The organism is Cereibacter azotoformans (assembly GCF_021391315.1).
Lineage (GTDB): Bacteria > Pseudomonadota > Alphaproteobacteria > Rhodobacterales > Rhodobacteraceae > Cereibacter_A > Cereibacter_A azotoformans.
In genome coordinates this window covers 741,130-766,063 of record NZ_CP090022.1, presented here as the reverse complement: position 1 = coordinate 766,063, position 24,934 = coordinate 741,130, and the positions used below count along the sequence as shown (strand labels likewise).

Annotated in this window: 15 protein-coding genes and 5 pseudogenes; 3 read left to right on the top strand and 17 right to left on the bottom strand. The window is 67.4% G+C overall.

The annotated features are described in order from the left end of the window. The 16 genes and pseudogenes from LV780_RS22130 to LV780_RS18685 all read right to left on the bottom strand — a co-directional run. A pseudogene (locus LV780_RS22130) lies at positions 1-72 on the bottom strand (transposase); the annotation flags it as partial. Beyond that, positions 56-432 (bottom strand): annotated as a pseudogene (tnpA, locus tag LV780_RS18755) (IS66 family insertion sequence element accessory protein TnpA); the annotation flags it as partial. The pseudogenes LV780_RS22130 and tnpA, both read right to left, overlap by 17 nt. 130 nt (positions 433-562) lie before the next feature. Then, on the bottom strand, positions 563-1,618 hold the full coding sequence (locus LV780_RS18750) for a hypothetical protein (RefSeq protein WP_233864081.1): 1,056 nt from the start codon (positions 1,616-1,618) through the stop codon (positions 563-565). Next, a complete protein-coding gene (locus tag LV780_RS18745; RefSeq protein WP_108222665.1) occupies positions 1,587-2,747 on the bottom strand; it encodes a glycosyltransferase in 1,161 nt (386 codons plus the stop codon). The genes LV780_RS18750 and LV780_RS18745 overlap by 32 nt, the downstream gene beginning before the upstream one ends. Next, positions 2,744-3,883, bottom strand: a complete 1,140-nt coding sequence (locus LV780_RS18740; protein WP_108222664.1) for a glycosyltransferase family 2 protein — start codon at positions 3,881-3,883, stop codon at positions 2,744-2,746. Before LV780_RS18740 ends, LV780_RS18745 begins: the two co-directional genes overlap by 4 nt. Then, on the bottom strand, positions 3,880-5,091 hold the full coding sequence (locus tag LV780_RS18735; RefSeq protein ID WP_108222663.1) for a glycosyltransferase: 1,212 nt from the start codon (positions 5,089-5,091) through the stop codon (positions 3,880-3,882). The genes LV780_RS18740 and LV780_RS18735 overlap by 4 nt, the downstream gene beginning before the upstream one ends. Then, the gene (locus LV780_RS18730; RefSeq protein ID WP_108222662.1) at positions 5,088-6,482 is read right to left on the bottom strand and encodes an O-antigen ligase family protein; all 1,395 of its coding nucleotides are present in this window, start codon (positions 6,480-6,482) and stop codon (positions 5,088-5,090) included. Before LV780_RS18730 ends, LV780_RS18735 begins: the two co-directional genes overlap by 4 nt. Next, on the bottom strand, positions 6,479-7,549 hold the full coding sequence (locus LV780_RS18725; protein ID WP_233864080.1) for a polysaccharide deacetylase family protein: 1,071 nt from the start codon (positions 7,547-7,549) through the stop codon (positions 6,479-6,481). Before LV780_RS18725 ends, LV780_RS18730 begins: the two co-directional genes overlap by 4 nt. A 107-nt stretch (positions 7,550-7,656) precedes the next feature. After that, the gene (locus LV780_RS18720; protein WP_233864079.1) at positions 7,657-9,309 is read right to left on the bottom strand and encodes a GumC domain-containing protein; all 1,653 of its coding nucleotides are present in this window, start codon (positions 9,307-9,309) and stop codon (positions 7,657-7,659) included. After that, the gene (locus tag LV780_RS18715; RefSeq protein WP_108222659.1) at positions 9,299-10,672 is read right to left on the bottom strand and encodes a beta-galactosidase; all 1,374 of its coding nucleotides are present in this window, start codon (positions 10,670-10,672) and stop codon (positions 9,299-9,301) included. Before LV780_RS18715 ends, LV780_RS18720 begins: the two co-directional genes overlap by 11 nt. Further along, positions 10,672-11,904 carry a polysaccharide biosynthesis/export family protein gene (locus tag LV780_RS18710; protein ID WP_108222658.1) on the bottom strand — a complete coding sequence of 411 codons (1,233 nt, stop codon included), beginning with the start codon at positions 11,902-11,904 and terminating at the stop codon, positions 10,672-10,674. The genes LV780_RS18715 and LV780_RS18710 overlap by 1 nt, the downstream gene beginning before the upstream one ends. A 62-nt stretch (positions 11,905-11,966) precedes the next feature. After that, on the bottom strand, positions 11,967-13,367 hold the full coding sequence (locus LV780_RS18705; RefSeq protein ID WP_233864078.1) for a right-handed parallel beta-helix repeat-containing protein: 1,401 nt from the start codon (positions 13,365-13,367) through the stop codon (positions 11,967-11,969). A gap of 184 nt (positions 13,368-13,551) precedes the next feature. Continuing rightward, positions 13,552-15,135: a lipid II flippase MurJ gene (locus LV780_RS18700; RefSeq protein WP_233864073.1), complete on the bottom strand. Its 1,584-nt coding sequence runs from the start codon at positions 15,133-15,135 to the stop codon at positions 13,552-13,554. A gap of 13 nt (positions 15,136-15,148) precedes the next feature. Further along, positions 15,149-16,402: a sugar transferase gene (locus tag LV780_RS18695; protein ID WP_280523351.1), complete on the bottom strand. Its 1,254-nt coding sequence runs from the start codon at positions 16,400-16,402 to the stop codon at positions 15,149-15,151. Between the two features lie 539 nt (positions 16,403-16,941). Next, positions 16,942-17,265, bottom strand: a complete 324-nt coding sequence (locus LV780_RS18690) for a YnfA family protein (protein ID WP_108222655.1) — start codon at positions 17,263-17,265, stop codon at positions 16,942-16,944. Further along, positions 17,265-17,693 (bottom strand): MerR family transcriptional regulator, encoded by a 429-nt coding sequence (locus tag LV780_RS18685; RefSeq protein WP_108222654.1) that lies wholly within the window; start codon positions 17,691-17,693, stop codon positions 17,265-17,267. Before LV780_RS18685 ends, LV780_RS18690 begins: the two co-directional genes overlap by 1 nt. Before the next feature lie 132 nt (positions 17,694-17,825). Between LV780_RS18685 and LV780_RS18680 the strand changes: the two are divergent. From LV780_RS18680 to LV780_RS18670, 3 pseudogenes are all read left to right on the top strand, one after another. Continuing rightward, positions 17,826-20,027 (top strand): annotated as a pseudogene (locus LV780_RS18680) (heavy metal translocating P-type ATPase); the annotation flags it as partial. Positions 20,028-20,234: 207 nt separating this feature from the next. Next, a pseudogene (locus LV780_RS18675) lies at positions 20,235-21,040 on the top strand (3-keto-5-aminohexanoate cleavage protein). 469 nt (positions 21,041-21,509) lie between these two features. After that, a pseudogene (locus LV780_RS18670) lies at positions 21,510-22,050 on the top strand (hypothetical protein); the annotation flags it as partial. Positions 22,051-23,044: 994 nt separating this feature from the next. On the opposite strand, the gene LV780_RS18665 reads toward LV780_RS18670, so the two are convergent. Then, on the bottom strand, positions 23,045-24,934 hold the full coding sequence (locus tag LV780_RS18665) for a vWA domain-containing protein (RefSeq protein WP_233864069.1): 1,890 nt from the start codon (positions 24,932-24,934) through the stop codon (positions 23,045-23,047).

Below are 24,934 nucleotides of genomic sequence, written 5' to 3'. Positions count from 1 at the left end.
ATTGCCTGCCTTCGTGATCCTTCCCCGGCGGGTGGTGGAGCCGCTGGAGTGCTCGCTGGGGACGAGGCCGAGCCCGGTCCGCGCCCAGAACCGAACACGCCCGCCGCGCGTTCATCTCGTAGCGCTCCTCGAGATGGGCGACCGCTTCGCGCCTGGCGGCGGGCGTCACCACTTTCCGGAACGCAGATCCTTCAAGGCCGTGTTGTCGAGCATGGCCTCGGCAAGCAGCCGCTTCAGCCTGGCGTTGTCGTCCTCCACAGCCTTCAGCCGCGTCGCCTCCGAAGGCTCCCTGCCCCCGAACTTGGCCTTCCAGGCGCAGAAGGTCGCGCTGCTGATCCCGTGGCGGCGGCAAACCTCCGCCGTCTTCACGCCGCTCTCCTGATCCCGCAGGATCGCGACGATCTGCTCCTCGGTGAATCTCGATCTCTTCATGTCCGGTCCTCTGGTTCGGCCGGACTCTGGCATCAGATGGAGGAGTTGGTCACAGCACAGGTCATGGCGCGATCTGAACAACAATCATCCTTCCGGGACATGCCCACGGCGTCCTGGCATGGGCGGCTTTTCAGTAATCCTCGTCCTGGTCTGCGCGAGTCAGGTAGAGGTTGCGCAGATCCTCGTCCAGAAATGCCGTGTCCTCGGGCGAGCCGTAATAGACCTGCGCCGGCCGCGTCGGTTTGGTGCGAGAAAATCCGGCCATCTGCGCCGCCTGCAGCAGCGCCTCGTTTGGAACGCAGCCGAAGGCGGCGACCTCGGCGCCCAGTTCCTCAAGCCGATCGGCCGCTGCACGAAACAGCAGGGCGAGATCGCGCGGATCGTCATCGACCGTGAGGATATCAGCCACCTGGGCGGTGCCACGCTGCGGGTCCACCTCGTGTCCGACGGCTACATAGCCGCGCAGTTCGCCCTCGCGCCGCAGCTGCAGGATGTCGTAGCTCTGAATGGGCATGTGGCGGAACCGCCAGGTCATGAAGGCCGAATTCCGCACCTCGATAAAGGGGTGATGCGCCGCGGCCTTGTGCCAGAAGGCGTCATGCTCGGCCCCGAAATCCTGAGCGTCCGTAACGGTTTCCCCCCGCTTGAGCCGGGGGCCGGCAAGGCTCGAGATGCCGCGCCAGGCGGACCAGACGGCATTTCCCAGACGGGTCACCGGCGCCGCAGCGGGCTTGCGACGCGTCAGGGCGCTGCCGGCCCGCAGCGGGGCAAAAAGCTGCACCCGCGGCCTGCTGTGCGCGCCGTACTTCTCGTTCACGCGGGCGAACCGCTCATCGATCGGGATGCCAATGCGACGGTGGGGACCCGTATAGAACGCCTTGATCAGACTGATCCCCAGTCCGCGCTCCTTCGGGTCGATGTTCGTGCCGTACGGCGAGAGGAAATAGCATGTCTCGCCGCGCAGCATGTAGGCGCTGACCCCCGTGATGCTGCCGCCGACGAACCGATCCTCCCGCCAGGCCGTCAGCACGCTGACCGCCGGAGCCTCGGGTCCGAGCGGCGGGTTGAAGATCCAGTCCCAGCACCGGGCCTTGCGCTCGACCGCCTGGGCATCGAACGTCTCGGCCATTTTCGCCAGAAACGTGTCGCGGATCTCAGACCCTCGAGTTTCGATCGTAACCGCCATCGCTCTCTCCTTCCTGTCTCGACATTGCCGACGTCTTGGCCGCAACCTCGGCAAAGACCTGTTCATGGGCCGCGACCGCCCCGGCCACGCTGAAGGATGCCGCGATGTCGCGCGCCGCGCGGGCATAGCGCTGCCGCGCGGGCTGATCGGCGGCGATCTCGGTCATGGCACGGGCGACCGAGTCCGGGTCCGCCTCGGCGATCAGATGCCCGGTCCGGCCGTTCTGCAGCAGAAGCCGCGGACCGAATGGGCAGTCAACGCTCAGGACGGGGACGCTGGCGGCCATCGCCTCGACGATGGCATTGCCGAACCCCTCGCGCTCGGAGGTGCAGACGAACAGGTCGAACGCGGCCAACCGGGACGGCACGTCCTCGACATAGCCCGCGAGGACCACAGCCGAGCCAAGCCCGAGCCGCGCCACGAGGCGCTCAAGCCCCTCCCGCTCGGGCCCGTCGCCGAAGATCGTCAGGCTTGCCGCCGGCAGCCGGGCGTGAAATGCGGCAAAGGCCTCGATCAGCAGGTTGAAGCGCTTCACGCCCGCCAGCCGCCCGACGCTGACGATCCGCAAGGCGGTGGCGGGCTGATCCCGCAGCGGGGCGAGCCTTCCCACCACCGGGTTCGGGAGGCAGCGGAACGGCGGGGCCGCGGCGCCAAGATAGGCCCGCATCTCGTCGCCGATCCGGTCCAGCGGGGCAACCATCAGATCGGCCAGCGGATAGGCGCGTCGAATGCCAAAGCGGCGCAGCGCCAGCAGCTTCGCGGTCGAGAGACTGAAGGCGAGCGGCGTATGCTCGCTGATGATGGTGCGCGTCCGGCCGCCGGCCAGCCACGCCGCCACGGCCGCATAGATGTTCGTGGCGTTGGTCGCGCTGTAGAGCACGTCGATCCGCGCCTTGCGCAGAACCCGCGCCAGTTCCGCCCCGCAGGCGGGCGGCCGGGGCCGGTGCAGGACGATCAACTCGACATCCGGCGGCAGCAGTTTCAGATACTCGCCCTCGCCCCGTTGCAGGATGAGCACCGGCCGGAACCTGCCACGGTTGAGATGCCGGAGCAGCAGCAGCACGACATGCTCGGCGCCGCCGTGACGGAAATGGGGCAGAAAGAAGCCGAGCCGGATCGGTCCGTTCATTCGCGCACCGGGCGCCAACTGACGCTTTTCTTTCCGCTGTAGTAGCGCAGGATCCCACGCAGCATGGCCAGATGGGTGAAGAGAAAGAAGGCGGCAAGCGCCGCAGGCCGAAACCCTCGGATGGCCGGGACGGTCATGGCCAGGAGACCCGCCGCATAAAAGGTCACCTGCGCGCCCGCGGTCAGGGCATAGAACCAGTGCTGTCCCATCAGCGCCAGGTTCGAGACGAACAGCCCGATCAGGAACAGCGGGTTCAGCCGCCGCACCAGCTTGTGCGAGAACAGCTGCCAGCCATACCAGCCGGTCCGGAGCGGGTTCATCAGGGCGCGGTGCACCATCAGCGCCCGCCAGCCGCGCTCGGTCGAGCGGGTGCGGCGCCCCATCTCGCGACCGACCTTCTCGCTGACCGCTTCCGAGGTTGCGGCGCGCGGTTCGAACACCAGCCGCCGGCCGGCAGCGACGGCATTGACCGACATCAGGAAGTCGTCCGCGCATCCCATGATGAGCGGCCTGGTCAGGTCGCGCCGGATGGCATAGATCGACCCCTGAGCCGAGACCGTGCCCCCCAGACGGGACTCCGCCGCCTTTATCGCCTGATCGTAACGCCAGTAGAGGCCTTCAGCCCGGCCCGTGGGCCCGGTCCTTGCCGACGGAACGGTGATCCGGCCGCAGACGCCGCCCACCCGCGGATCGCCGAAATGCCGGGCGATCGCAAGAAGCGAGCCCGGTTCAAGAAGGCTGTTGGCATCGGTGAACACCACCACGTCGCCGCGGCAGGACTGCAGCCCGAGGTTGATCGCATCCGCCTTGCCTTGGTGCCGGCTCACCTCGAACACCGTCACCCGCGGATCCGCGACACCCCGCGCAAGCGCAACCGTCCGGTCGGTCGATCCGTCGGAGACCACGATCACCTCGACCGCATGGTCTCCCGCATCCTGTGCCAGCGTGTTGCGGATCTTGGCTTCGATATGCGCCTCTTCATTGTGCGCGGCGATCAGGAAGCTGAAGGTCATGGGCGCCTCTGGAGGCACGGGTTCGCGCCGGGGAGCGAGGCGCGACAGCGCCGTCACCAGCACGCCATATCCGATGATGCTGTAGACGAGCGCCCCGGCGGACAGCCAGAAGATCCAGGTCATGCGGCCTCCTCGATCGCGCGCAGAAGCTCTGCGGCATTGTCCTCGATCAGATATTCGGCGCGCACGCGGTCGCGCCCGGCGCGCGCAAGAGTGAGGGCCCGTGGCCAGTCCTCCCGGATGGCCGCCAGCGCCCGGGCGATCCCGGCCGCATCCCCGGGCTCCGCAAGCCAGCCGGTCACACCATCCTCGACCAGCTCCGGGATCCCCGACAGGCGCGAGGCGACGAGTGGCCGGGCGTGAGCCAGCGCCTCCATCGCCACGACGGGGATGCCTTCCACCCGCCCCCCGGCGCCCACGACCGAGGGCACCACCACGGCATGAGCCCAGCCGTAGGCGGCGCGCACCGCCTCCGCATCCTTTGGTCCGTCGAAGGTGACGATCCCGTTCAGACCGAGCCGCTCCGCCGCCTGCCGCATCGCGGCTTCCAGATCGCCGCGGCCGATGATCCGGCAGCGCAGGGGCATCCGGTCCCGCAGTTGCGCGAGGGCTTCGAGAAGATGGAAGACCCCCTTCTTCTCGATCAGCGAGCCGACGTAGAGCACATTGAGCGGGCCCGAGCCCGGCGGGTCGGGCTCGGGTGCTTCGAGCAGCGCGCGCGGCACGCCGCAATGGATCAGCCGCAGCCGGTCGGCCGGAAAGCGCGGAAGGCGGCCCAGCCAGTCGATGTTGTAGCGGCTGATGGCGCGCACGAAACGCGCCTCGGCCGCCTTCTCGGGCAAGAGCGCCTGCGACACGAAGATGTCGTTGGCATGGGCCGAGAAGCTGAACGGCACACCCGACACCCGCGCGGCGATCATGGCGACCGTCGCGGGGAAGCCCGCGAACTCGGCATGGATATGGTCGATCCCCTGCGACCGGCACCAGTGCCCCAGCGCCACCGACTTCGGCAGCACCGCGAAGCTGCGCAGCCCCCGCCCGATCTCGTGGCGGTGGCTGCGGGCGAGGATCTTCCAGAGCCGCATCTGTCGGACCGGGTGGCGCAGCACCTCGCGCCCGAGCGCCAGAAGGCTTTGCGGTGCGAGGAAGCCGAAGGTGAAGGCGCTGTCGGCGGTCTCGCGGGCGAAGCCGTGGACCAGTTCCTGCGAAAAATGCTTCTTGGCGTAGAAAAGCCGGACCCCATGTCCCGCGCGGCGATACTCGGCGATGTTGCGATAGACGAACGTCTCGGTCAGCTTCGGAAACTCGCTGACCACCACGAGGATCTTCATCCCTGCCGCTCCTTCTCGTTCACGCGGTGGAGCGCCGCGCAGAGGCCGCACAGGATCCAGGTGTATTTCGTGTATTCGTTCGGCAGAAACAGGCTTGCGATGAGGTAGGCCGAATAGCCGAACCCCAGCGCCAGCGCCCAGATCCGCAGGGTTTCGCTGGCCGGTGCGCGAAGCACCCGGCGCAGGGCCACCAACGCGCCGCCAAGCATCCCGTAGAAGGCAGCCGCGCCCACGACGCCGTATTGCGTCAGCACGGACAGATACATGTTGTGCAGCTCGCGTCCGAGGAGCGTCCGGCCGGGATAGAACCGGAATTCGGGATCATTGAAACGTTCGGCGAAATTGCCCGGTCCGATGCCGAAGACGGGGCGTTCCGCGAACAGCTGGATGCCGATCAGGTTGTAGCTGAGCCGGCGCCCCAGGGTCCAATCGCCTCCTCCGCCGAAGATCGTGGCCATGCGCTCCCAGTACTCCGCCGGAATGAAGGGCAGCGCGCCGACAGCGGCCACCAGCACTCCGAACATGGCCAAGGGCGTGTAGCGCGAGCGGCGATAGCGCCACGCGAGGCAGATGCCCACGATCGCATAGGCAATCGCCGCCGAGCGCGCGAACGAGAAGATCAGCGCGATCGTCCCGAGACCCGCAACACCCAGCATGAGCAGCCGGAACCGCGGCGTCTCGATCGCATGGACGAGCGCCATGATCACCCCAACGAGCAGAAGCGAGGCCGCTGTCGTCGGGTTCTGGTCCGACGCGCCCGAAGAGCGCACGAACCCTTCCGAGGATTGGGCCGTGGTCGCCGCCTCGGAAGCCGCGACCAGATGGGTGCCGAGCACGGTGTCGGCCATCAGGATCAGGGCCGAAACCAGCGAGCTGACGATCAGGATCCACGCGATCACGCCCGCCTTGCGCGGCGTGTCCACCAGAACCACGATCAGAAGCAGCAGGACCTGAAGGCTGGCAAGCTTGCGCATCTCGGTGAGAGCGACGGCACGTTCAGCCGCCAGCAGGAAGGACACGACCCCGAGCGCGCCGAAGATCAGCGCCGCCGCGACGACCGGATCCCTCAGGACCGCGGCGATCCAGGGGCGGCGCTGCGCGGCGGTCAGCACCGTCACGACCAGCGTTGCCGCGGTAAGCGCCTTGAAAAAGGACAGCGGCAGGAAACCGAAGATCAGCTTCTCGATACTGTCCAGATGGCTGAAGAAGACCAGCACACCAAGACCCCAGAACGGGTAGCTGAGCAGCACGACACCACCGAGCAGCGCGACAGGCACCCCGATCGCCAGGACCGGCGACGCAGCCAAAGCCGCCACCAGCGTCGCCAACCCCGCAAACGCCGAGGTGGTGATGATCGTCAGGCTTTCGCCGATGTGCCGCAGGCGGGTCATGCATGAACCCCCGGCTTCGCGAAGCGGCGCCGCCGGATGAGCGATGCGGCCATGACCACCGGCGCCCAGTAGAGATTGCCGCTCATCGAGCCGAGCTTGGCCCGGAAACCCAGATCCTCGAGCCAGAGCGGGCCACCGCCGAAGGCATGATCATGGACATGCACCCGGCTCAGCACCGCCGGATCCTCGTCCGGCAGGTTCTCGCCGCGCCCGCCGGTGAAGCTGCGGAACCCCGCCGCCTCGGCCGCACTACGCGCGGCCAGCGTCCAGCTGTCGAAGGGCCAGCAGAGGAAGCGCACCTCGCGCCCGAGAACGGCCTCGAGTCGCGCGCGCGCCTCGCGCAGCTCCGCCTGAACCCGCCGGTCGCGCTCGGCCTCGTTCTCCCGCGCGCCATCGCGCCACCAGCGGCCGCACAGCTTCGAGTCGCTCTGATGGATCGGAGCGCCGAGGCGCAGGGGCGCCGGATCGGCGGCCTCGAACCACCGGGCCTTCGGGCCTGGCGACAACGACCAGATATGCGGCGCATACCGGCGCCAGTTGCCGGCGTCGAGATGGTCCACGATCCGGTCCGAGACGGGGATGCGGCCGTGGTCGAGACCATGCGACGCGATCTCGATCAGAGGGTCAGCATCCATCGCGCGCAGCTCGTCCGCATTCATGTAGCCGATGCCGTGACTGCGCAGCCCGCTGCTGGAGTCGATGAAATCGGCCGACACGAAGATCGTGGCAGCATGACCGAAGTCCCGCAGGATCGGCGCGGCATGCAGCATGTTGTCGAGATAGCCGTCGTCGAAATGCAGCACGACCCATCTCGGATCGAACGGCGCCCCCGAGTCCCGCCGTTCGCGCAGGCAGGAGCTGGAGACGACGATCCGCCCCATGTCCCGCAGCGCCTGCATGTGCCGGCGAAAGACGTCGGGTCGGACGGTGATGCTGTCGCGCCAGGGCAGCCAGTCGGCCTCGGGCGCGACGCTGTGATAGACGACCACCGGCACACCGCCCGGACGCCGCATCCCGCGGCTTCCCAGCCAGACCAGCAGGGCCGATGCCGGAAGCACGGTCAGCATGTGACCCTGGTCCGCGGCCGCCGCCGGCAGCAGCAGGGCGAGGCAGACACACGCCGCAAAGCGCAGCAGGGTCCGTCGCCGCGCGGATCGTCGGTCGGGCCTCGGCCTCACAGCACCACCAGATAGTAGCAATTCATCTGCAGGGCCTCGACACGGGCCTGAAGCGCCTCAAGCTCTTCCCGTTCGAGATCGCCGGACCGAAACGCGAGCACCACCACCTGACCCGAGAGCGACGCCCAGTCGGGGGCCGCCGTCAGCGCCGGCATCGCCTCCGCACGGATCGGCTTGCCATCGCGGCCCGTCGCCCCGTCGAACATGCGCGTCAGTTGCCCGAGCTGTGCGTCAGGCAAGAAGCCCGTCACCTTCAGCGCGCGTCCCGGCCAGCCGCCGCGGTCCGCCGAGACGCGCCGGATCAGCCGCTCCACATAGGATGGGTCCAGCCGCCGACCTCGGGCGATCCGGCCGCGCGCCAGCGGAGGCAGCGACCGTGCGCCGGGGATCTGGCCGACGTCGAGATTGGTACGGATCTGCGTCCCCAACGCATCCCGTGCCACGACCGGAACCAGCGCACAGATCGCCCCGACAATGACGGCGATGACGGTGTTCACCGCCAGCTTCGGGAATTTCGGATAGAGCGGCGTGGTCGCCGGATTGACGATCATCACCTGCGACAGCTCGGCCCGGCTCGAGAGATCCAGCGCCACGCGCCGCTCCTGCAACTGGACAAGATCGGCGTCGATCGTCGCGAGCTGATCATCGTGGACACGCAGCAGCGCCTGTGCCTTGTCAAGTGCGGCCAGGGCGGCCTCCTGATCGACCAGAGTCTGCTGCCGCTGGCGGCGAAGCTCCTGCAGCTGCTGCAAGTCCGCCTCACCCGTTGCGAGAACCTCGCGGATTCCGCGCGCGATCGTCACATCGGTCTGCGCCATCAGGGATTGCCGAAGCACCTCGAGCCGGCGCGCCTCGCCGCTCAGGTCGGCTTCGGTCGAGCGCAGGGCATCCCGCGCGTCCTGCCGCGCCTGCAGCATGACCGCCCGTTCCGTGACGGGGTCGGACACCCCGAGCTTTTCAGCCAGCGCCTGCCGCTCGATGCGCTTCTCGGCGAGCCTGCCCCGCGCCTCCTTCTCGGCCTCTGCCAACGTCGCGGCGATCACGGACGCGTCGCGGCGGAACCCGTCTTGCGCAACCTGGACATAGGCGCGGGCAATGACATTCGCCGCAGCCGCGGCAATCTCAGGCACGTCGTAGCTGACGCTGATGCTGAGGATGTAGGACCCCTCGACGATCTCGACATCGAGCGCGTTCTGCAGATCGGCCACCATCTGCTCGCGTTCGCTGAGAGGCACGAAATAGCCGTAGTTGAGCGTGTTCCAGGCCTGCCAGATCCCGGTGGTGATGGCCGACAACAGGGTCGGTTCCTTCGCCGGCAACTGCCCGCCCATCTCCTCGATCAGCAGGTCGATCGCACGCTCGGCAACCGGGCGGCTCAGCAGGCGTTCGATGTGCGATTGCGCGATGATCGTGGCCGGGTTGAACTGGCTGACCCCCATGAAGCTGCGGTTGAAGCGCAACTCCTCCTCCGACGGCTCCATCGTGACGGTGACCGTTGCCTCGTACAAGGGTCGGGCATGGAGCAGGATGGCGCTGAGGGCGAACGCAACGAGTCCCGCCCCGATTGCGCAGGCGAGGATCATCCGATGGCTGGCACGAATGAGATCCCGGAAATGTGTCAACATCTGTAATGGCCGATCATGGATCAAGAGAAAGCAGCCGGGCCACGTCCGACCCTGCAACAATGAAGGCTCCGGCGCAGTCCGTGCCCATCGGCGCGAGCAGCCCCCGGACGGGATCGCTCAGGCACCAGGCGGGCGTGCCGCCGCTTTGCGCCCAGTCCTGCACCTCGGCTGCACCCTGCCCCCAGGCGAGACGCGCAGGCGCACCGCTTCCGCGCAGCTCGAAGCCACCCGATGGCAGCGGATGCGGCACGACACCGGGCCCCAGCAGACGGGCCAGCAGCCGGAAGGCCCAGACGCCGGGCTTCGGCTGCGCGTCATTGGTATAGAGCGCGGTGAAGCGGTTGCCCCAGGTGGTCTTATCGTCCTCGCCCAGCCGGAACCACAGGCAGAAGGCGCCGCCCGCGGCGAGCACATTCAGGTTCCGATGCACGGCCGCAACGAAATGTCCTTCGGGCGTATAATCATCCCCGTAGTCGCGCGACGGGCCGCCGCATTCCGCCGAAATCACCGGCCGCCCGCTCAACTCGGCCAGAAGCGCAAGCCGGGCGGCGTCGCGATCTTCGGGGCCGTAGAGATGGGCATCCGCAACATCATAGCGCGCCTCGCGCAGCACCGGCATCACCCGCTCGTCGATCAGGGCCTTGATATCGGGGCTCTTGATCCGCTCGCGGTCAAAGACCGTGGTGGAGGTGTCGCTCCAGCGTTGCTGAACCCGGAAATCCGCACGGTCGAGCGCGACAAGCAGGACATCCAGATTGAAGGACGCGATCCCCCCGAGAACGAAGATCGCCTGCGGATCGGCAGCCTTCACGGCGTCGTGCGTGGCGTTGACATAGGCGATCAGCGACGCGCCCGAGCCGATCCACCCGCCCGAGGGGTTCGTCGGGCTCTCCCATTCGTTCGCGGCCTGATAATAGACGACGCGCCCCTTCAGCCCGGGCATGTCATCCCGGCCATCACCATCGTAACGTTCGACCACCTGACCGACGAAGCGCGTCCAGAGACCGAGGTCGATCGGGTCGCCGTTCTTGACCTTGGAGGTCTCGGGCCGCGTACCCCAGTCGGATTTCGACTCGAAGGTCAGGAACGGCTGGACCCCGAGGGCGAGCAACGCGCCCACGCGCTCGTCAAGGCCGCGCCAGTTGAAGCGACCGCGCTCCGGTTCGATCAACTGCCAGGTGACGGCGATCCGCGCAACGCCGACACCGGCTTTGGCCATGTAGGGATAGTAACGGACCTGCGAGCCGGGGAAGGAAAGACCGATACGCGGGTTTGGCTCAACGACGAGCCGGCTGAGGTCGATGGTTCCGGCCGCAGCCCCGCTGCCCGACGTGGCAAGGCAGGTCAAAAGCACCCAAAGCACCCCGACCCGCTGCGCCAGTCCCATCACTGCGGCCCTTCCGGAAGCTGCGGGTCGAGAAGCACTTCAAGCGTATCTCCGGGTTGCAGCAGCGACATCGGCGTGGCGGTGTAGGTCCGGGTCGCCGCCTCCGTCCGGCGCGTGACGAGATAGCGCGGCTGCGCGTCTGAATCGGCGAGCCCGGCGCCGCCGCCGAATTCGACCAGCAGATTGCGGCTTGCCGCCAGGGTGGCGCGTGTTTCCGCGATCTCCTGCCGGACGACCGTCAGGCGCTGGGTAATCTCCTCGTCGCGCTGGCTGACAAGCCCGCGCGCGGCGCTGGTCGCGGCGCTGGCGCTTTGCCGGGCGGCGGCCTCGAACGCAGCCGCTTCCAGTTCGTTGCTGCGATATTGGTCCGCGGCCAGCGTGACCTCGAGATAGCGCGCAGCCACCGCAAGCCCCTGTTCCCGCAGCGACCGTTGCTTCTCGAGGTCGCGATCGATTTCCTCGATCTGGCGCTGCGACAGCGAGCGCCGCTCCGCAAAGGACTGCGCCTCGATCAGCGAGAGGCTCGCGCGTTCCTCCTCGCCCTGGGTGCGGATCTCGTGGATCTGCCGGCGCAGATTCATCAGGTGGACCTGCTCTTCCATCATCCGCTTGGCGGTGACGGCGCCGACCAGTTGTTCGACTTCAGGTGGGATCGGCAGATCGGCGCCTCCCGCTCGCTCTTGCAGCAGCCGCGCTTCCTCGAGCAGAAGAGCGGCCAGTCGCGCCTTCAGGCCCAGGTGGCGGCCGGCCTCTTCGGTCATCCGCATCGCCTGCGTCACCGGAGCGTCCGAGGCGAGGCGCGACAAGCCGCCCGCCAGCGCCACCGCGCGCATCACGTCGAGCCCGCTGCTGTAGTCATAAAGTCCGGGCTGCGCCACGACGCCGAGAAGCGCCACCGGCCGCCAGCGCGAGACAGACACGGTGGTTGAGATCGGCTCGGGGATGATCGATCCGAGACGGTCGCGCAACATCTGCTCGACCTCGGCGGGCGTGCTGCCACTGACCTGCAACGCCCCCACCAGATGCAGGGCGATCGATCCGTCCTCGCGCAGCGGATAGCTGCCGGACAGGTCGGCGTTCGCGAAGATCGAGATATCGATGACGTCGCCGGGTGCGAGCCGGAACTGTGGCTCTGGCAGGTCTTCGGCCAGAGCCACAGTCGTTGCAAGGGCGAGGGCGACGGCCAGGCGTGAGACGCTGCGCAAGACGTGCCGGAAGATGTCATCCTTCATAACCGTTCTCACTCGCTGCGCCTCGCGGCCTGGTGGTCGCCCCCGCCTGTGTCCTGACGGGATCAGATCAGATAGCTGTCATCATATCTATACTCGGCTTCGAAGCCGGTGACCGAAATGCCCGTCTTGGACGTTCCCGCCGACAGGACCAGCCTGTCGAAGCCCTCGTCGTCGCTGAACGATACGCTTGTGCCCCTGACGGTCTGCGTTCCGATCGCCACGCCATCCCGATAGCCTGTCAGCACTGCCGTTCCCTGCAGGAGGAGGTCGATCGTAACATCGACCACTTCGCCAGGCTGCTTCGAAAAGTCGAAGACCATCGACTCGCTGCCGAGGATCTGGCTGGCATCGGCAGACGTCTCACCCGCACTCGCGACGCCGAGACGACCGCTGTCGATGCCGAGCGAGGCGGCCGCCCCGTTCTTGGTTGCGGTGATCCGGACGTCGATCTCATCGAGGTTTGCCGCAGCGATCTTCTGTCTCGCCGCCGACATGGTCTCGGCAAGAACGTCGTCGCGGGTCATCTCGACCTTGGTGCGCGTGCCCACGCCGGAGAGCGACAGGCCTACGCGACCCTCCTGCACGTCGTCAGGCTGGTTCGGCACGTCGGGTTGGCTCGGCTCGGAGGGCCGGACGGTTTCCGGCGGAGAGGCCCCGGCCGGTCCCTGATCGTCCTGATCCATGATGCGGCGCGCCTCGGCCTCGCTGACGGTCACGTTGCCCGTGGACGTGGTCGCGATTTTCTTCGCGGCATAGTCCGCGTCGATGACGACGCCCTTCTCACCCGACAGCGTGTTGTTGCGCACGATGATCGTGTCCACCGGATCGCTGCCGCCGGGCAGGTTCAGCAGGTTGATGTCCCCGCGCGCGCCCCCCTTGCCGGCATCGACGACCACGTTCTCCTCGATCACCAGCTTGTTGCTCGCGCCAGCGGGATGGTCGGCGTAATAGGCGATGCCGCTCTTGTAGGCGCCGTCGATGTGGTTGCCGCGCACGATGCCGGAGCTGCGCACCGAGATGGCGTTGCCGTCGTGACTGTTGATGAGGATGTTGTCCTCGACCAGGAACTCCGAGCTCTGCAGGTAGATGCCGTGCAGGAGCCCGCTCGAACCGCCGTCCAGCCCCGTGTTCGAGATCGTGTTGCCGATGATCTTCAGGCCGACATGATCGACACCCGTCGCTTCGCCCGAGTTGATGCCGTCGCGGCCGGTGCCGTTGATCGTGCTGTCCACGATCTCGACGTTCCGGGTCGAGCCGGTCTTGCTCAGCTTGATCCCGGTGCCGCTGACATTCTCGATCGTGACGTTCTCGATCCGCACGTTGCTGACATTGCGCAGCATCAGGCCGTCGCCCTTGACGTCCTTGATCGTGACGTTGCGGACGAGCGTATTGTCCCACTCCGGCCCCTCGAGTCGCAGGGTCGAAGTGAGAACAAGGTTCTCTACAATTCTAGTGTACGCCAATTGGCTACCTTTCCACATTAGTGCGCGGGCGGGCATAATGTGGACGGTTGGCGTTGCAAATCGGTGAACTTTGTCCGTTCGACGTAGATGGTCTGCATTCCGCCGACGGTGCGGTGGAACCGGCAACTTCTCGCCTTGATACGAAAGGTTGTTCCGACGATACGAACGGAGGGGTGCCGGAGCGTCAGTCGAGCGCAATGGAGACACGAAGCACCCTTTTCGAAAGGAAAAACAGTCCGATCCCCAGCCCGCCGGACACCGCGAGCGTCGCAAGATCCGCGCCTGCGGAGGGAGCCAGGCCGAAGATGACTGAGCCGGCACCCATTGACAGCGATCCGAGGACGATACCGGCGACCGCGGCAATCGCCGCCACGGCCAGGCCGGATTCGCGTCCCAGCCGCACCGGGCCGGCGAGCACCCTGCGGCGCCGGAGAAGACCCGCCAGCAAGGCGAGCGTGACCAGCGGCGACACCGCCTGCCCCAGGACGATCCCGTTCACACCGAACTCCGGGGTCAGCCAGGCGAACAGCAGGAACTTCACCCCCGTATCGACCGTCACGCTGATGGCGAGCAGCCGGACGACCGACAGCGTCCGGTCCACGAGGATGCGCACCAGCACCATGCGCAGAACGAAGGCGCTCAGGGGGGCCAGCGTCATCCACCGAAGGCTTTCGGCGACCTCCCGCACGTCCTCGGCGCCGAAACGCCCATGTCCCAGCAGGAACGAGACCAGCGTCTGGCTATGCAGTGCGAGGTACACCTGCAGCGGCAGCAGCACCGCCATCCCGATGAAGACGCTCCGCCAGAGATCGGAGGCCAGGATCTCGCCTCCGGCCGCCGTGCGCTTCGACCATGCGGTGAAGACCACGAGCGAGAGCGCGGTCGCGAGCGCATTGCCGAGCAGTGTGCCGAGCCGCTGCGTCATCTCGAGTCGCGTGATGCCACCCGGGCCGACGCCCGCCGCAAAGGCGGTCTCGAGCCAAGTGCTCGCCAGAGCCGCCACCACGAGCAGAACCGCCGCGATCCCGAAGGCCAGGGGACGTGCCGGATGCGCAACGATCCCCGCCTCGGGCTGCCATCCGCGGGTCATGCGCAGGACCTGAACGAACATGATCGCCGCCACCACGAACCATGCGACCGCAAAGGCACTGGCGGCCGTCAGCACGAGGCTGGTGCTCGCCACCGCGATCGTCACCGCGATCGCGGCGCGCGGCAGTTGCCGGATCATCGAGGGCATTCCGAAATGCCCCGCCACGTTCAGCGCCGCGGCAAAGACGATGCAGGCCATCGTCGCCGGCAGGACGGCCGCAAAGATGGTCAGGGTCTGCCGTGCCAGCACGGCCGCGTCCGCCTCGAAGCCGGGGGCGAGAAGGCCGGTCGCCGCACCGGCTCCGAAGCCGATCAGCAGGCTGAGACCGGCACCTGCGACGGCGGCGATCCCGGCATGCCGCAGCGTGGCCTTCAGGAAGCCGCGCCCCGAGCCGATGGCATGTGCGGCAACCAACGGTATGTAGAAGACCGCCATCACCTGGCTGAGTGTCTCGATTACGCTGGTGGCAATCCGGCGACCGAAGAAGAAGGCATCGGCTTCCGACCCGATACCCAGCCGGCGCGCGATCAGATGGGACACCAGCAGCGCCAGAAGGATCCCGACCAGTTGGCCGCCAAAGTGCATCATCGCCGACAGAAGCGACGAGACGCGCATCCTGGACTTTCCCGGCGCAGCAGCACCGGCAGGGGCGTTCATCGAGGTGTTGCTGGCCTGCACGAACGCCGATCCTTTAGCCGAACCGGACGTTGTGCGGGCTTGCGACCTGGCGGCGACGCGTCGGCCCCAACACCGTGAGGCCCAGCAGGTAACGTTCGATGATGTAGCCCGATGCCGCCGTGGTCGCGGCATAGGCATAGCGGCCCGGCGTTCCGGCAGGTTTCAACGTGACGCGCGCGCGCCGCGTGCCCCCGCCCGGCAATGCCACGACCAGCGTCACCGGAACACCTGTCGGACCCTCGATCATGGCGGACTGCCCTGCGAGGGACGGGATCTCCAGGATCTGCCCCGGATGAAGCTCGACCTTCTGCAGTGAGGGAACACAGGGAAGCGCCACCCAGACCGAATCGTGGCTGTTCGGCCCGGCGAAGGTCCGGACGATCCGGTTGATGAACGACCGGACACTCGACCAGCCCTGCCAAACCTTGTGACGGATCTTGACGTAAAGCTCGGCGGCGCTGCGCCGGAGCACGGCGAAACCGATCGCAGAGAGAAGCGTGAGTTCGGCCTTCATGGACACCGGGCGGCGGCAGGCGGTGTTGTTGAACAGCGCACGTATCCTCTTCGAAGTTCCGTGGCTCATCAGCGCCTGCGCCGGTCCCACGAGACCCGGCTTCACCGTGAAGCGCATATCATAGCCGGGAATACGCGCGCGTTCTATCGCGGCGATTTCAGGACGCACCGGGCGCGGACCACAAAGATTCATGTCGCCACGCAAAACGTTCAGGATCTGCGGCAACTCATCCAGCCGCGTATCCCGCAGGAATTTCCCCAAGGGAGTTTCCAGGCCCGAGTTGCTGGGCAGTGTCCGGTCTCCGGTGATCCGGGCCGCCGCGGCGGTGTTCAACGTACGAAACTTGTAAATCCGGAAGATCTTGAGGTCCTTGCCAAGACGCGGCCCGCCATAGAATATCTCGCGCCCCTGCGTTGCAAGGAGGGCGAGCGAAATGACGAGCAGGAACGGCAGCGCCCCCGTGAGAATAAGAAGGGCTGCGACGACATTATAAGCGCGGTATGCCAAGGGATATCCTGGCTTGAAACCGATCTGCTTCGGCAGCCGACGCCGTGTCCGGGGGGATACGATGTCGGATCCGGTCAACTCGTTTTGCAACAGCGCAATATCGCGCGTTTTTTCCTGAAATGTGCCGAGAGGAATGTTCGGGGCAACTTTGGTGGCCCCCATGAATGCACCGCGTTCCGGAACATCAGATGCGTCGGGTGCCTTGCTCACAGACAAGACAGCCGCGTCGGTCCGCGCTTTCATCATGATGCCAGACTTTCATTACCACAGAGCATTCGTTCATTTCGCATAGGATACCAAAAGGCGAATCTCAAATCGGCCAATCTCAAGATAACCTTGCGATCCACTGTGTCAACATGACCAAACCGCGATACCCAGTTCACGCAGAAATTGAAAATACCGTCACGCCTCAATTTTCAGCGAACGGAAAGGGAAGCCACGAAAGTGGCCATTCCAGTAAAATACTTTGTCCGCAATAACTTGGGAGAATCCCTTCATATTTTGACGAACGACCGAAAGAGGTGGGATTAATACCCATGTCCAAGCCGGCGAATTGCGTTTCAACCTGTTATACCGCTTACGGACAAATCAGCAATTTTGCACATCTATTCACGTGATTCCTGCATCACACCCTGCCCGGAAGGACTGGGTCATGGTGACAAATGGCTGATCCCGCCTGCCATTCGACATGCATGTCGGGATGCCCCTCGGCGGGAGGATTCTCTGAGCCTCCACATGATCGGGTGCGGGGCTTTCTGGAAGGCGCTGCGGCAGCTGGCGCGGGATTATCCGGGGCGCGGGGCGGCCAGGATCACGGTGGCACCGATCAGACACAGCCCGGCGCCGGCAAGATCCCAGAGATCCGGCCGCTGCCCCTCGGCGCCCCACATCCAGAACAGAGAGGCGGCGATGTAGACGCCGCCATAGGCGGCGAAGGCACGACCGGCAAAGCCGGCGTCCACCTGCGCCAGAAGCCAGCCGAACAGCGCGAGGCTCACCAGCCCCGGCACCAGCCAACAGGCCGATGCGCCGCGCCACCAGGCCCAGAGGGCGAAGCAGCCGGCGATTTCGGCCAATGCGGCGAGAGGATAGACAATCACAGCCGGCATCAGACGCGCAGTCCGTCGTGATCGGCAAGGCACTCGTCGTGGTCGCGCAGCACCTCGAGGATGCGGCAATGGGCGACCCGGTCGGCGCTGCATTCGCTGATCATCCGTTGCAGTTCCACCCGCAAGGCCTGGAGCCGATCGATGCGCGCCTCGACCTCGCGAAGCTGTCTCTGGGCCACCGCATCGACTTCGGCGCAGGACCGCTCCGGGGTGTCAGAAAGTTGCAGAAGTTCCCGGATGGCCCCCAGGGAGAAGCCGAGCTCGCGCGCGTGGCGGATGAACGCGAGGCGGCCGAGTTCGGCATCTCCGTAGCGGCGCTGACCGCCTGCCGTCCGACCGGGCTCCGGCATCAGGCCGATCTGCTCATAATAACGGATCGTCTGCACCTTCGTGCGGGTCCGCCTGGCAAGGGTGCCTATGGACAGCAAGCGTCATCTCCTCCGGTCGGGGGCTCGTGTGCCGATCCGAGCCGGCGATGCGGAACCTCGCGGCGGGCTTGAACCTACAGTTACTGGAGATCGTATATCGAAGTCCGACCGAGAATCAAAATGGAGCACCTCATGTCGGACGGGGCGACGGAACAACGCGAATGGCGGGTAACGGGCATGGACTGCGGCGCCTGCGCGGCAAAGGTGCGCGGCGCGGTCGAGCGGCTGCCAGGCGTCGCGAATGTCGATGTCGCGCCGATGGCCGAACGCCTGCGCTTGACGCTGGACGAGGGGCAGACCTCGCCCGAGGCCGTCGAGAAGGCGGTGCGCGGCGTCGGCTTCGGAATTGCGCCCAAGGGCGCGAAGCCGGAGGGGCGCCCGCGCCGCTTCGTCCTTCCCGAAGATCTGCTCCCCACTACCGAGACCATGGCGGCTCCGGAGGCGGAAGACGCGCCACCGCCCGAGGACGCATTGACGCCGGCGTGGCATCAGACCTCCAGGGGTCGCCTGGTCATCGGCACGGGCGCATTGCTCGCGGCGGCCTGGGCCTCCCGCCTCATCCTTCCGGCCGAAATTGCGCAGTGGGGCTTCGTTCTCGCCACCCTGATCGGGCTCCTGCCTGTCGCGCAGCGCGCCGTCGCGATGGCGCGGGCGCGGATGCCGTTCACCATCGAGATGCTGATGACGATCGCCGCCGGCGGTGCGCTGGTCATCGGCGAGCCGGAAGAGGCCGCGCTGGTCGTCTTTCTCTTCGCGGTCGGTGAGCTGCTGGAAGGCGTCTCGGCCGGAAAGGCACGCGACAGCATACGCGCCCTGTCAAGGCTCGTGCCAAAGACCGCGCGCCTCGAGGTGGGCCAACAGACACGAGAAGTCCCGGCCGACAGGCTTCAGGTGGGCCAGGTCGTGCAGGTTCGCCCCGGCGACCGCGTGCCCTGCGACGGCGAAGTGATCGAGGGCACCTCGAGCGTCGACGAAAGCCCGGTGACCGGCGAGAGCGTTCCCGGCCTCAAGGAGCCGGGCGACAGGGTCTTCGCCGGATCGATCAACGCCGAGGCGCTGCTGCGGGTGCAGGTCATCCGGGAGGGCGGGGACAACACCATCGCCCGGATCGTGCGGCTGGTGGAAGAGGCCGAGAGCGCCCGCGCGCCGACCGAGCGCCTCATCGACCGCTTCAGCCGTGTCTACATGCCCGCGGTCGTCGGCGCCGCGGCGCTGGTGGCGGTGGTTCCACCGCTGCTCTTCGGGATGGCATGGGGCGAATGGATCTACCGGGCGCTGGCGCTTCTGTTGATCGGCTGCCCTTGCGCGCTGGTGATCTCGGTTCCGGCGTCGATCACCTCGGCGCTATCCACGGGCGCTCGCAACGGCCTCCTGATGAAGGGCGGCGCGGTGATCGAGGAAGCGGCCCGGGTCACCCGCGTGGCCTTCGATAAGACCGGGACACTCACCAATGGCCGGCCCTGCGTGACCGACCTTTCCGCGCTGGCGGGGCGCGACGACGAGCTGCTGGCGCTCGCCGCGGGCGTCGAGAGCGGTGCGAGCCATCCGCTCGGCCAGGCGATCTGCGCGGAGGCCGCCCGGCGGGGCATCGGCGCCGCTGCCGTCACCGGCGGCCGTGCGCTGCCCGGCAAGGGCGCGGAGGCGGTGATCGACGGAGTGTCCGTCTGCGTCGGCTCTCCGCGGCTGGCCAAGGAGCGCAGCGCCCTCACGGGCGACCTCGGGGTCCGCGTGGCGGCTCTGGAGGCCGAGGGCAAGACGGTGGTCCTCGTGCTGCGCGAGAACGTGGCCTTGGGCCTGATTGCCCTGCGGGATGAACCGCGGGACGATGCAGCCGAGGCGGTCGCACAACTGCGCGCCCTTGGCATTTCGCCGGTCATGCTGACAGGGGACAATCCGCGAACGGCTCAGGCCATCGCGGACGGGCTCGGGATGGCGTGTCGCTCCGAGCTGATGCCCGAAGACAAGGTCGCGGCGATCCGCGACCTCGCGAGGGGCACGCGCGTGATGATGATCGGCGACGGCATCAACGACGCGCCCGCGCTGGCCGCTGCGCATGTCGGCGTCGCAATGGGCTCGGGCACGGACGTGGCGCTGGAGACCGCCGACGCCGCGATCCTGCGCAACCGTGTGACGGACGCTGCGGCCACCATCCGCCTTGCCCGCGCGACCATGAGGAACATCCGCCAGAACATCGCCATCGCGCTGGGGCTGAAGGCGGTCTTCCTCGTGACGACGGTGCTCGGCATCACCGGTCTCTGGATCGCCGTCCTCGCGGACACCGGCGCCACCGTGCTGGTCACGATGAACGCCCTTCGGCTGCTGTTCCTCCGCCCGTCGGGCCTGTCCGCCCGCCGACCTCGAAGCGATCGCGCGTGCCGTTCAGCACGGGCGCCATGTCGCGCTGCCGGGGCGGCACATCGTGAACCTCGAATCCGCAGACACGTTCAACGCCGTGCTGCGGGATTTCCTCAGGGCCGCCGGGCCTTCATCGCACGGGCGTACGCGGCCCGCCCTTCAAAGCACCAATTCCGGGAGGACGACATGACACCCTTCATCATCTGCGAGGCCAACAACCCGGCCGTTCCCGTCACGATCTCCGAGCAGATCGAGTCGACGCAGGAAGCCTTCGAGGCGGGCGCCTCCATCGCCCATTGCCACGTGCGCGACGACGAGGGCAGGGCCACCAGCGTCCCGAGCGGTTCGCGCGGCTGAAGGAAGGGATCGAGCGGCACTGCCCCGGCATGATCGTGCAGCTTTCCACCGGCGGGCGATCCGGCGCGGGGCGGGAGCGGGGCGCCATGCTGCCTCTTGCCCCCGACATGGCGTCGCTCTCGGTCGGGTCGAACAATTTCCCCTCCCGCGTCTACGAGAACCCGCCCGATCAGGTCGACTGGCTGGCCGCCGAGATGATCCGGTACGACGTGAAGCCCGAGATCGAGGCCTTCGACCTCAGCCACATCTTCCAGGCAGAGCGGATGCATCGCGACGGCCGGATCCGTGCGACGCCCTACGTGCAGTTCGTGATGGGAGTGAAGAACGCGATGCCGGTCGACCGCGAGGTCTTCGATTTCTACATCCACACGGTCCACCGACTGTTCGGGCCGGACGCGCCGTGGTGTGCGGCCGGCATCGGGTCCAACCAGATCGTCCTCAACGAATGGGCGGTCGCTGCGGGCGGTCATGCCCGCACCGGGCTCGAGGACAACGTGCGCCTCGACAAGGACCGGCTTGCGCCGTCCAACGCGGCTCTGGTCCGCCGTGTGGTGGAGCTTTGCGAGACGCACGAACGCCCCGTTGCAAGCTGGCAGCAGGCGCGCGCCATCCTCGGATTGCCGCCAAGCGCATGAATGGACCGAGACGACCGGACTGATCCCCTGTGCCGGGGGAGAACCATGGCAATTCCCAGCCGGCCAAGCGGTCGCACGCTCACCAGGACACAGGTTTGCCTTGCCGCGAATGGTCCCATCACTTCCACCGCGGTCGGCTCCGCAGGTCGATGACCTCGAACGCAGGCGCCGAGGTGCGCTCCTGTCAAAGCACGCCGAGTTGGCCCCCGCGATCGACTACCGGCTCTCGCGCGATCACTGGCGGGGCTTCACCCGGTTCCTGACGGCGTCCCGGTCTGCCGGTCGAACAACTGCTCCGAGCGGGCACTGCGGGGGAGCCGCCCTCGGCGGCAAGCGCTGGCTCTTCGCCTTCTGGGCGGGGGGCCTCCGGCGCTTCGGCCTGACCCTGATGGACGACGACCTCGCCGTGCCGGCAGGCCCTGAGCCTGGCTGTGCCCAGGACCCATGTGAAGTCGGGATCGTCCGCAGGCTCGCCCATCGCGAGATCGCGCCGCTCCTATCGGACGAGAATTTTTCGGTGGATGGCACGCTCATCAAGGGTGAGCCATGGTGCGCCTCGGGTTCGAGCACCATGGCGAACGCGTCGATGAAGAGCTTGCAGCCGAAAGCGAAACAGGAAGCGGCAGGGCCCGGTGGTGGGCCTGACGATCCGCCAGCCCGTCCTCCCACCTCTGAAACCGGATCCACCGAAACAAAGCCCGAGATCGCCCGATGACCCCGCCGAAACCCTGAACCCGCAAACAAGGACGTCGACTTCCGGGGCCAGATGCGTTCGAACGCCACCCACGCCCCATTCACCGGTCAGGAGGCGCGTTTCTACAAGAATTCCCCGGCGCTGGCGCGGTCCTGTGTTTCATGGGAGGAGGATAAGGAGACCGTCCAGTGGACCGTTTTCCCGACGCAAGCCCGATGGAAACCCTCACGGTTTCGTCGTGCAGACCGAGGTCACGCAGGCGGACGGGCACGCCAAGCGGAAGGCCGCGCTCGACATGGTCACCGCGTTCCGCCCCCAACCCTGCGCATCGGAAGGGTCGAAGTGTCCTTTCTCCGTCCTGCGCGTCAGACCCGCACGGGCGCCGACCTCGGCCATCACCGTCACCGCCACGATGAAGGGTTCGGCATGGTGCCGCCACCGGTCCGAGGCCCATGCCGAACCCCCTCATCGCCTGCACGGCCTCGACCACCGGCGCCAGGCTCCAGCCCGGCATCAGGTCGGCGATCTGCCTGGTGAGCCGCTCGATGCGGGCCTCGGCATCGGTCACGGCATGGATATGATCCTGCAGCACAACCTGCTGCGCCGGGTGCGCGAACCGCACCGTCGTCAGCCAGCGGCGATAGGCCTTCGTCCAGCCCTTCTTCCCGGGATAGATCCGGCCGTGCCGCAGGAGGAAGCCCTGCAAGTGCTGGCGCGCCTTGCCTGCGACCCGCACCGCCGTCGCACGTGTCCGGACCAGATCGCGCATCGCCTCGTGCGCCGCGTCGGGGCTCCGCCCGTTCGGGGCTGAATTGATCCACGGGATCAATTCCGGGACGCCCCTCACCCCAAACGGCCGTCAACTCGCCCGCCCGATGCAGCTTCGCCAGCATGGTCGCGTCGCGCCGGTCGGTCTTCACCCGGTCGCCCGCCTTCACCGGAATGAGCGAGGGCGCGACGACCATGCAGTCATGCCCGAGTTCGGTCAGCTGGCGATGGAGGCCATGGCCGCAAGGCCCCGCCTCGTTGGAGCCGCCGTCCGTCGCAGCCCAGCTTCTCGGCAGGCCTTCGGACGTGATCGGGCCGGTTCGGGATCGTGCCCCAGTGCCGGACCTCGCCCCCGCGTTCTCCTTGCGCAACAGCCACCGAGATCGTCGCCTTGTGGACATCCAGCCCGATGAACGTGCTGTCCTGCATGCGGTCTCTCCCCCGTTCTCGAGGCTCGGCACCAGCCCGTCTGGCGCAACCCTCGAAGGAGAACGCCGCGGGAGAGGCCACCGATCCGGTCAGGTCACACCGCGATCATGGCTCTAGGGCAGATCGTCCAGCAGCATAGGATAGAGCAGCCCCTCCGCGCCCGGCTCGCCCAGGTAGTTCACCCAGAGATCGGAGGAGGCATTGTAACGCCGGTAACGCTCCAGCTTGTCGTAGAGATCGTTCACCAGGGCCTGCTGCTCCGAGATCGACATCCGCACCCAGTCGTCGGAGGTGATTGTCATGATCCGCGAGCGGTAGGGAAGACCCTCGAGCAGTTCCGAAACCGCGACCGCGCCGGCGAGGGTCTCGTCCTGCCGCCGCGACACCCGCTCGGGGCGGCGGCTCATGTCGGCGGCGGCGCCCAGCACCTGCTCGAAGAAACGGTCGGGATCGAGCACGTTCGTCTCGGCCTTCTCGACGATGATGCTCAGCGCCTCGGCCAGATCCGACAGCTGCGCCTTCGACAGCAGGAGCCGGATCGAGACCGGCCGCAGCGCGGGCTGCGCGAAATCGCGGTCGGCGATCACCGCCTCGAAGACGTCCGGCGCCTCGGCCCCCTCCTGCCGGCCCAGCCAGGCCAGATGCAGCGTCTGCATCGCCTGCCCCATCGCCTCGGCGATCTCGCCGCCTTCGGCCGGCGGCGCGGCCCCCGCGGACATCTGGCTCACCACCACCTGCCCGAGCCGGCGCGCCGCTGCCTCATAGGCCGAGGCCTGCCCCTCGGTCACCGGGAAGTAGAGCGGCGGAAGGTTGGGAAAGCTCGTCAGCTCGCTGTAGAGCCGCTGCGCCCGGTCATGGTCGCCCACCTCGCCGCCCTTCGGCGTCAGCAGGTGCATCACGGCGATGTAGCCGCCGAGGTCCTCATGCACCAGCCGGTTCAGCGCCTGCCCGCTGAGGCCGGTCCCGCTCAGGTCGTCCGTCGACTCGCGCGGCCCCGCATCGGTGACCAGCACGAGGAAGCGCACGTCGTACCCCGACCAGTCGAGCGAGGTCACCGCATGGTCGATCCCGGTATAGCTGTCCTCGCGGAAGTTCCGGCTCGAGGCCGTGGCCTCGGTCATCTGCGCGATCCCGGCGAGGAAGCCCTCGGCCGTCCGCCCCTCCTCGAGGGTGACGAAGGTGCGCGCGGCGTAATCCAGCGCAGGCTGGCCTTTCAGGCTGTCGCGATAGCCGACCAGCCCGAAAGACACCCGGTCGGTCAGGCCCGCCGCCGCCACCTCGCCATAGACCTCGCGCAGCGCGTCGCGGGTGGCGCTTATGTAGGGCGCCATGGAATGCGTGGTATCGACGACGAAGACGATGCCCGCGCGCATCGGCTGGCCGATGGGTCGGGCGGCATCCGACGGCGCCTGCGTGCGCGCCACCGCCACCTTCAGCAGGTTGACGAAGGCGCCGCTTTCGAACAGCGCCTCCTCGGCCGAGAGGATCGGCAGCACGTGCAGCCGCTGCCGCTGGTCGATCGCCTCGCGCGGGCCGAGCGCGACGATGCGGTCGGAGGGCGCCCCGCTCTGCTCGGCCGCCTCGGCCTCGGCGCGCAGCGCCGCCGCGTCGCGGCCCGGGTCCTCGGCCTCGACCACCTCATAGGCGGCGTCGAAATCGGAAAAGAACAGCGTGCGCTCCAGCCCCGCCGTCACCTCCAGCGTGGCCACGATGTTCTGGTTCCAGTCGGCCACCGCCTGCACCGGCAGCCAGCCCAGATCGCGCCCGTCCTGCCCCGGCCCGACCTCGACCCAGCCGTCCTGCCGCGCATAGACGTAGAACTGCTGCAGCGGCACGACCGCATCCAGCGACCGGCCGCCGGGCGTTTCCAGACGCTCGCCCCCCTCGCGCACCAGAACGCGCTGCGGCAGGGCGGACTTGCCCTCCATGACCAGCGGGCGGCGATCCTCGGCCCAGACGGCGGTGGCGGCGAGGCTCAGAACCAGAACCAGCAGGCGCAGCAT

What these genes read in the sequence shown, in the direction of transcription:
- LV780_RS18750 (WP_233864081.1), bottom strand. Translation starts at nt 1,618, where the DNA reads ATGGCGGTTACGATCGAAACTCGAGGGTCTGAGATCCGCGACACGTTT.
- LV780_RS18745 (WP_108222665.1), bottom strand. Translation starts at nt 2,747, where the DNA reads ATGAACGGACCGATCCGGCTCGGCTTCTTTCTGCCCCATTTCCGTCAC.
- LV780_RS18740 (WP_108222664.1), bottom strand. Translation starts at nt 3,883, where the DNA reads ATGACCTGGATCTTCTGGCTGTCCGCCGGGGCGCTCGTCTACAGCATC.
- LV780_RS18735 (WP_108222663.1), bottom strand. Translation starts at nt 5,091, where the DNA reads ATGAAGATCCTCGTGGTGGTCAGCGAGTTTCCGAAGCTGACCGAGACG.
- LV780_RS18730 (WP_108222662.1), bottom strand. Translation starts at nt 6,482, where the DNA reads ATGACCCGCCTGCGGCACATCGGCGAAAGCCTGACGATCATCACCACC.
- LV780_RS18725 (WP_233864080.1), bottom strand. Translation starts at nt 7,549, where the DNA reads ATGCTGACCGTGCTTCCGGCATCGGCCCTGCTGGTCTGGCTGGGAAGC.
- LV780_RS18715 (WP_108222659.1), bottom strand. Translation starts at nt 10,672, where the DNA reads ATGGGACTGGCGCAGCGGGTCGGGGTGCTTTGGGTGCTTTTGACCTGC.
- LV780_RS18710 (WP_108222658.1), bottom strand. Translation starts at nt 11,904, where the DNA reads ATGAAGGATGACATCTTCCGGCACGTCTTGCGCAGCGTCTCACGCCTG.
- LV780_RS18695 (WP_280523351.1), bottom strand. Translation starts at nt 16,402, where the DNA reads ATGATGAAAGCGCGGACCGACGCGGCTGTCTTGTCTGTGAGCAAGGCA.
- LV780_RS18690 (WP_108222655.1), bottom strand. Translation starts at nt 17,265, where the DNA reads ATGCCGGCTGTGATTGTCTATCCTCTCGCCGCATTGGCCGAAATCGCC.
- LV780_RS18665 (WP_233864069.1), bottom strand. Translation starts at nt 24,934, where the DNA reads ATGCTGCGCCTGCTGGTTCTGGTTCTGAGCCTCGCCGCCACCGCCGTC.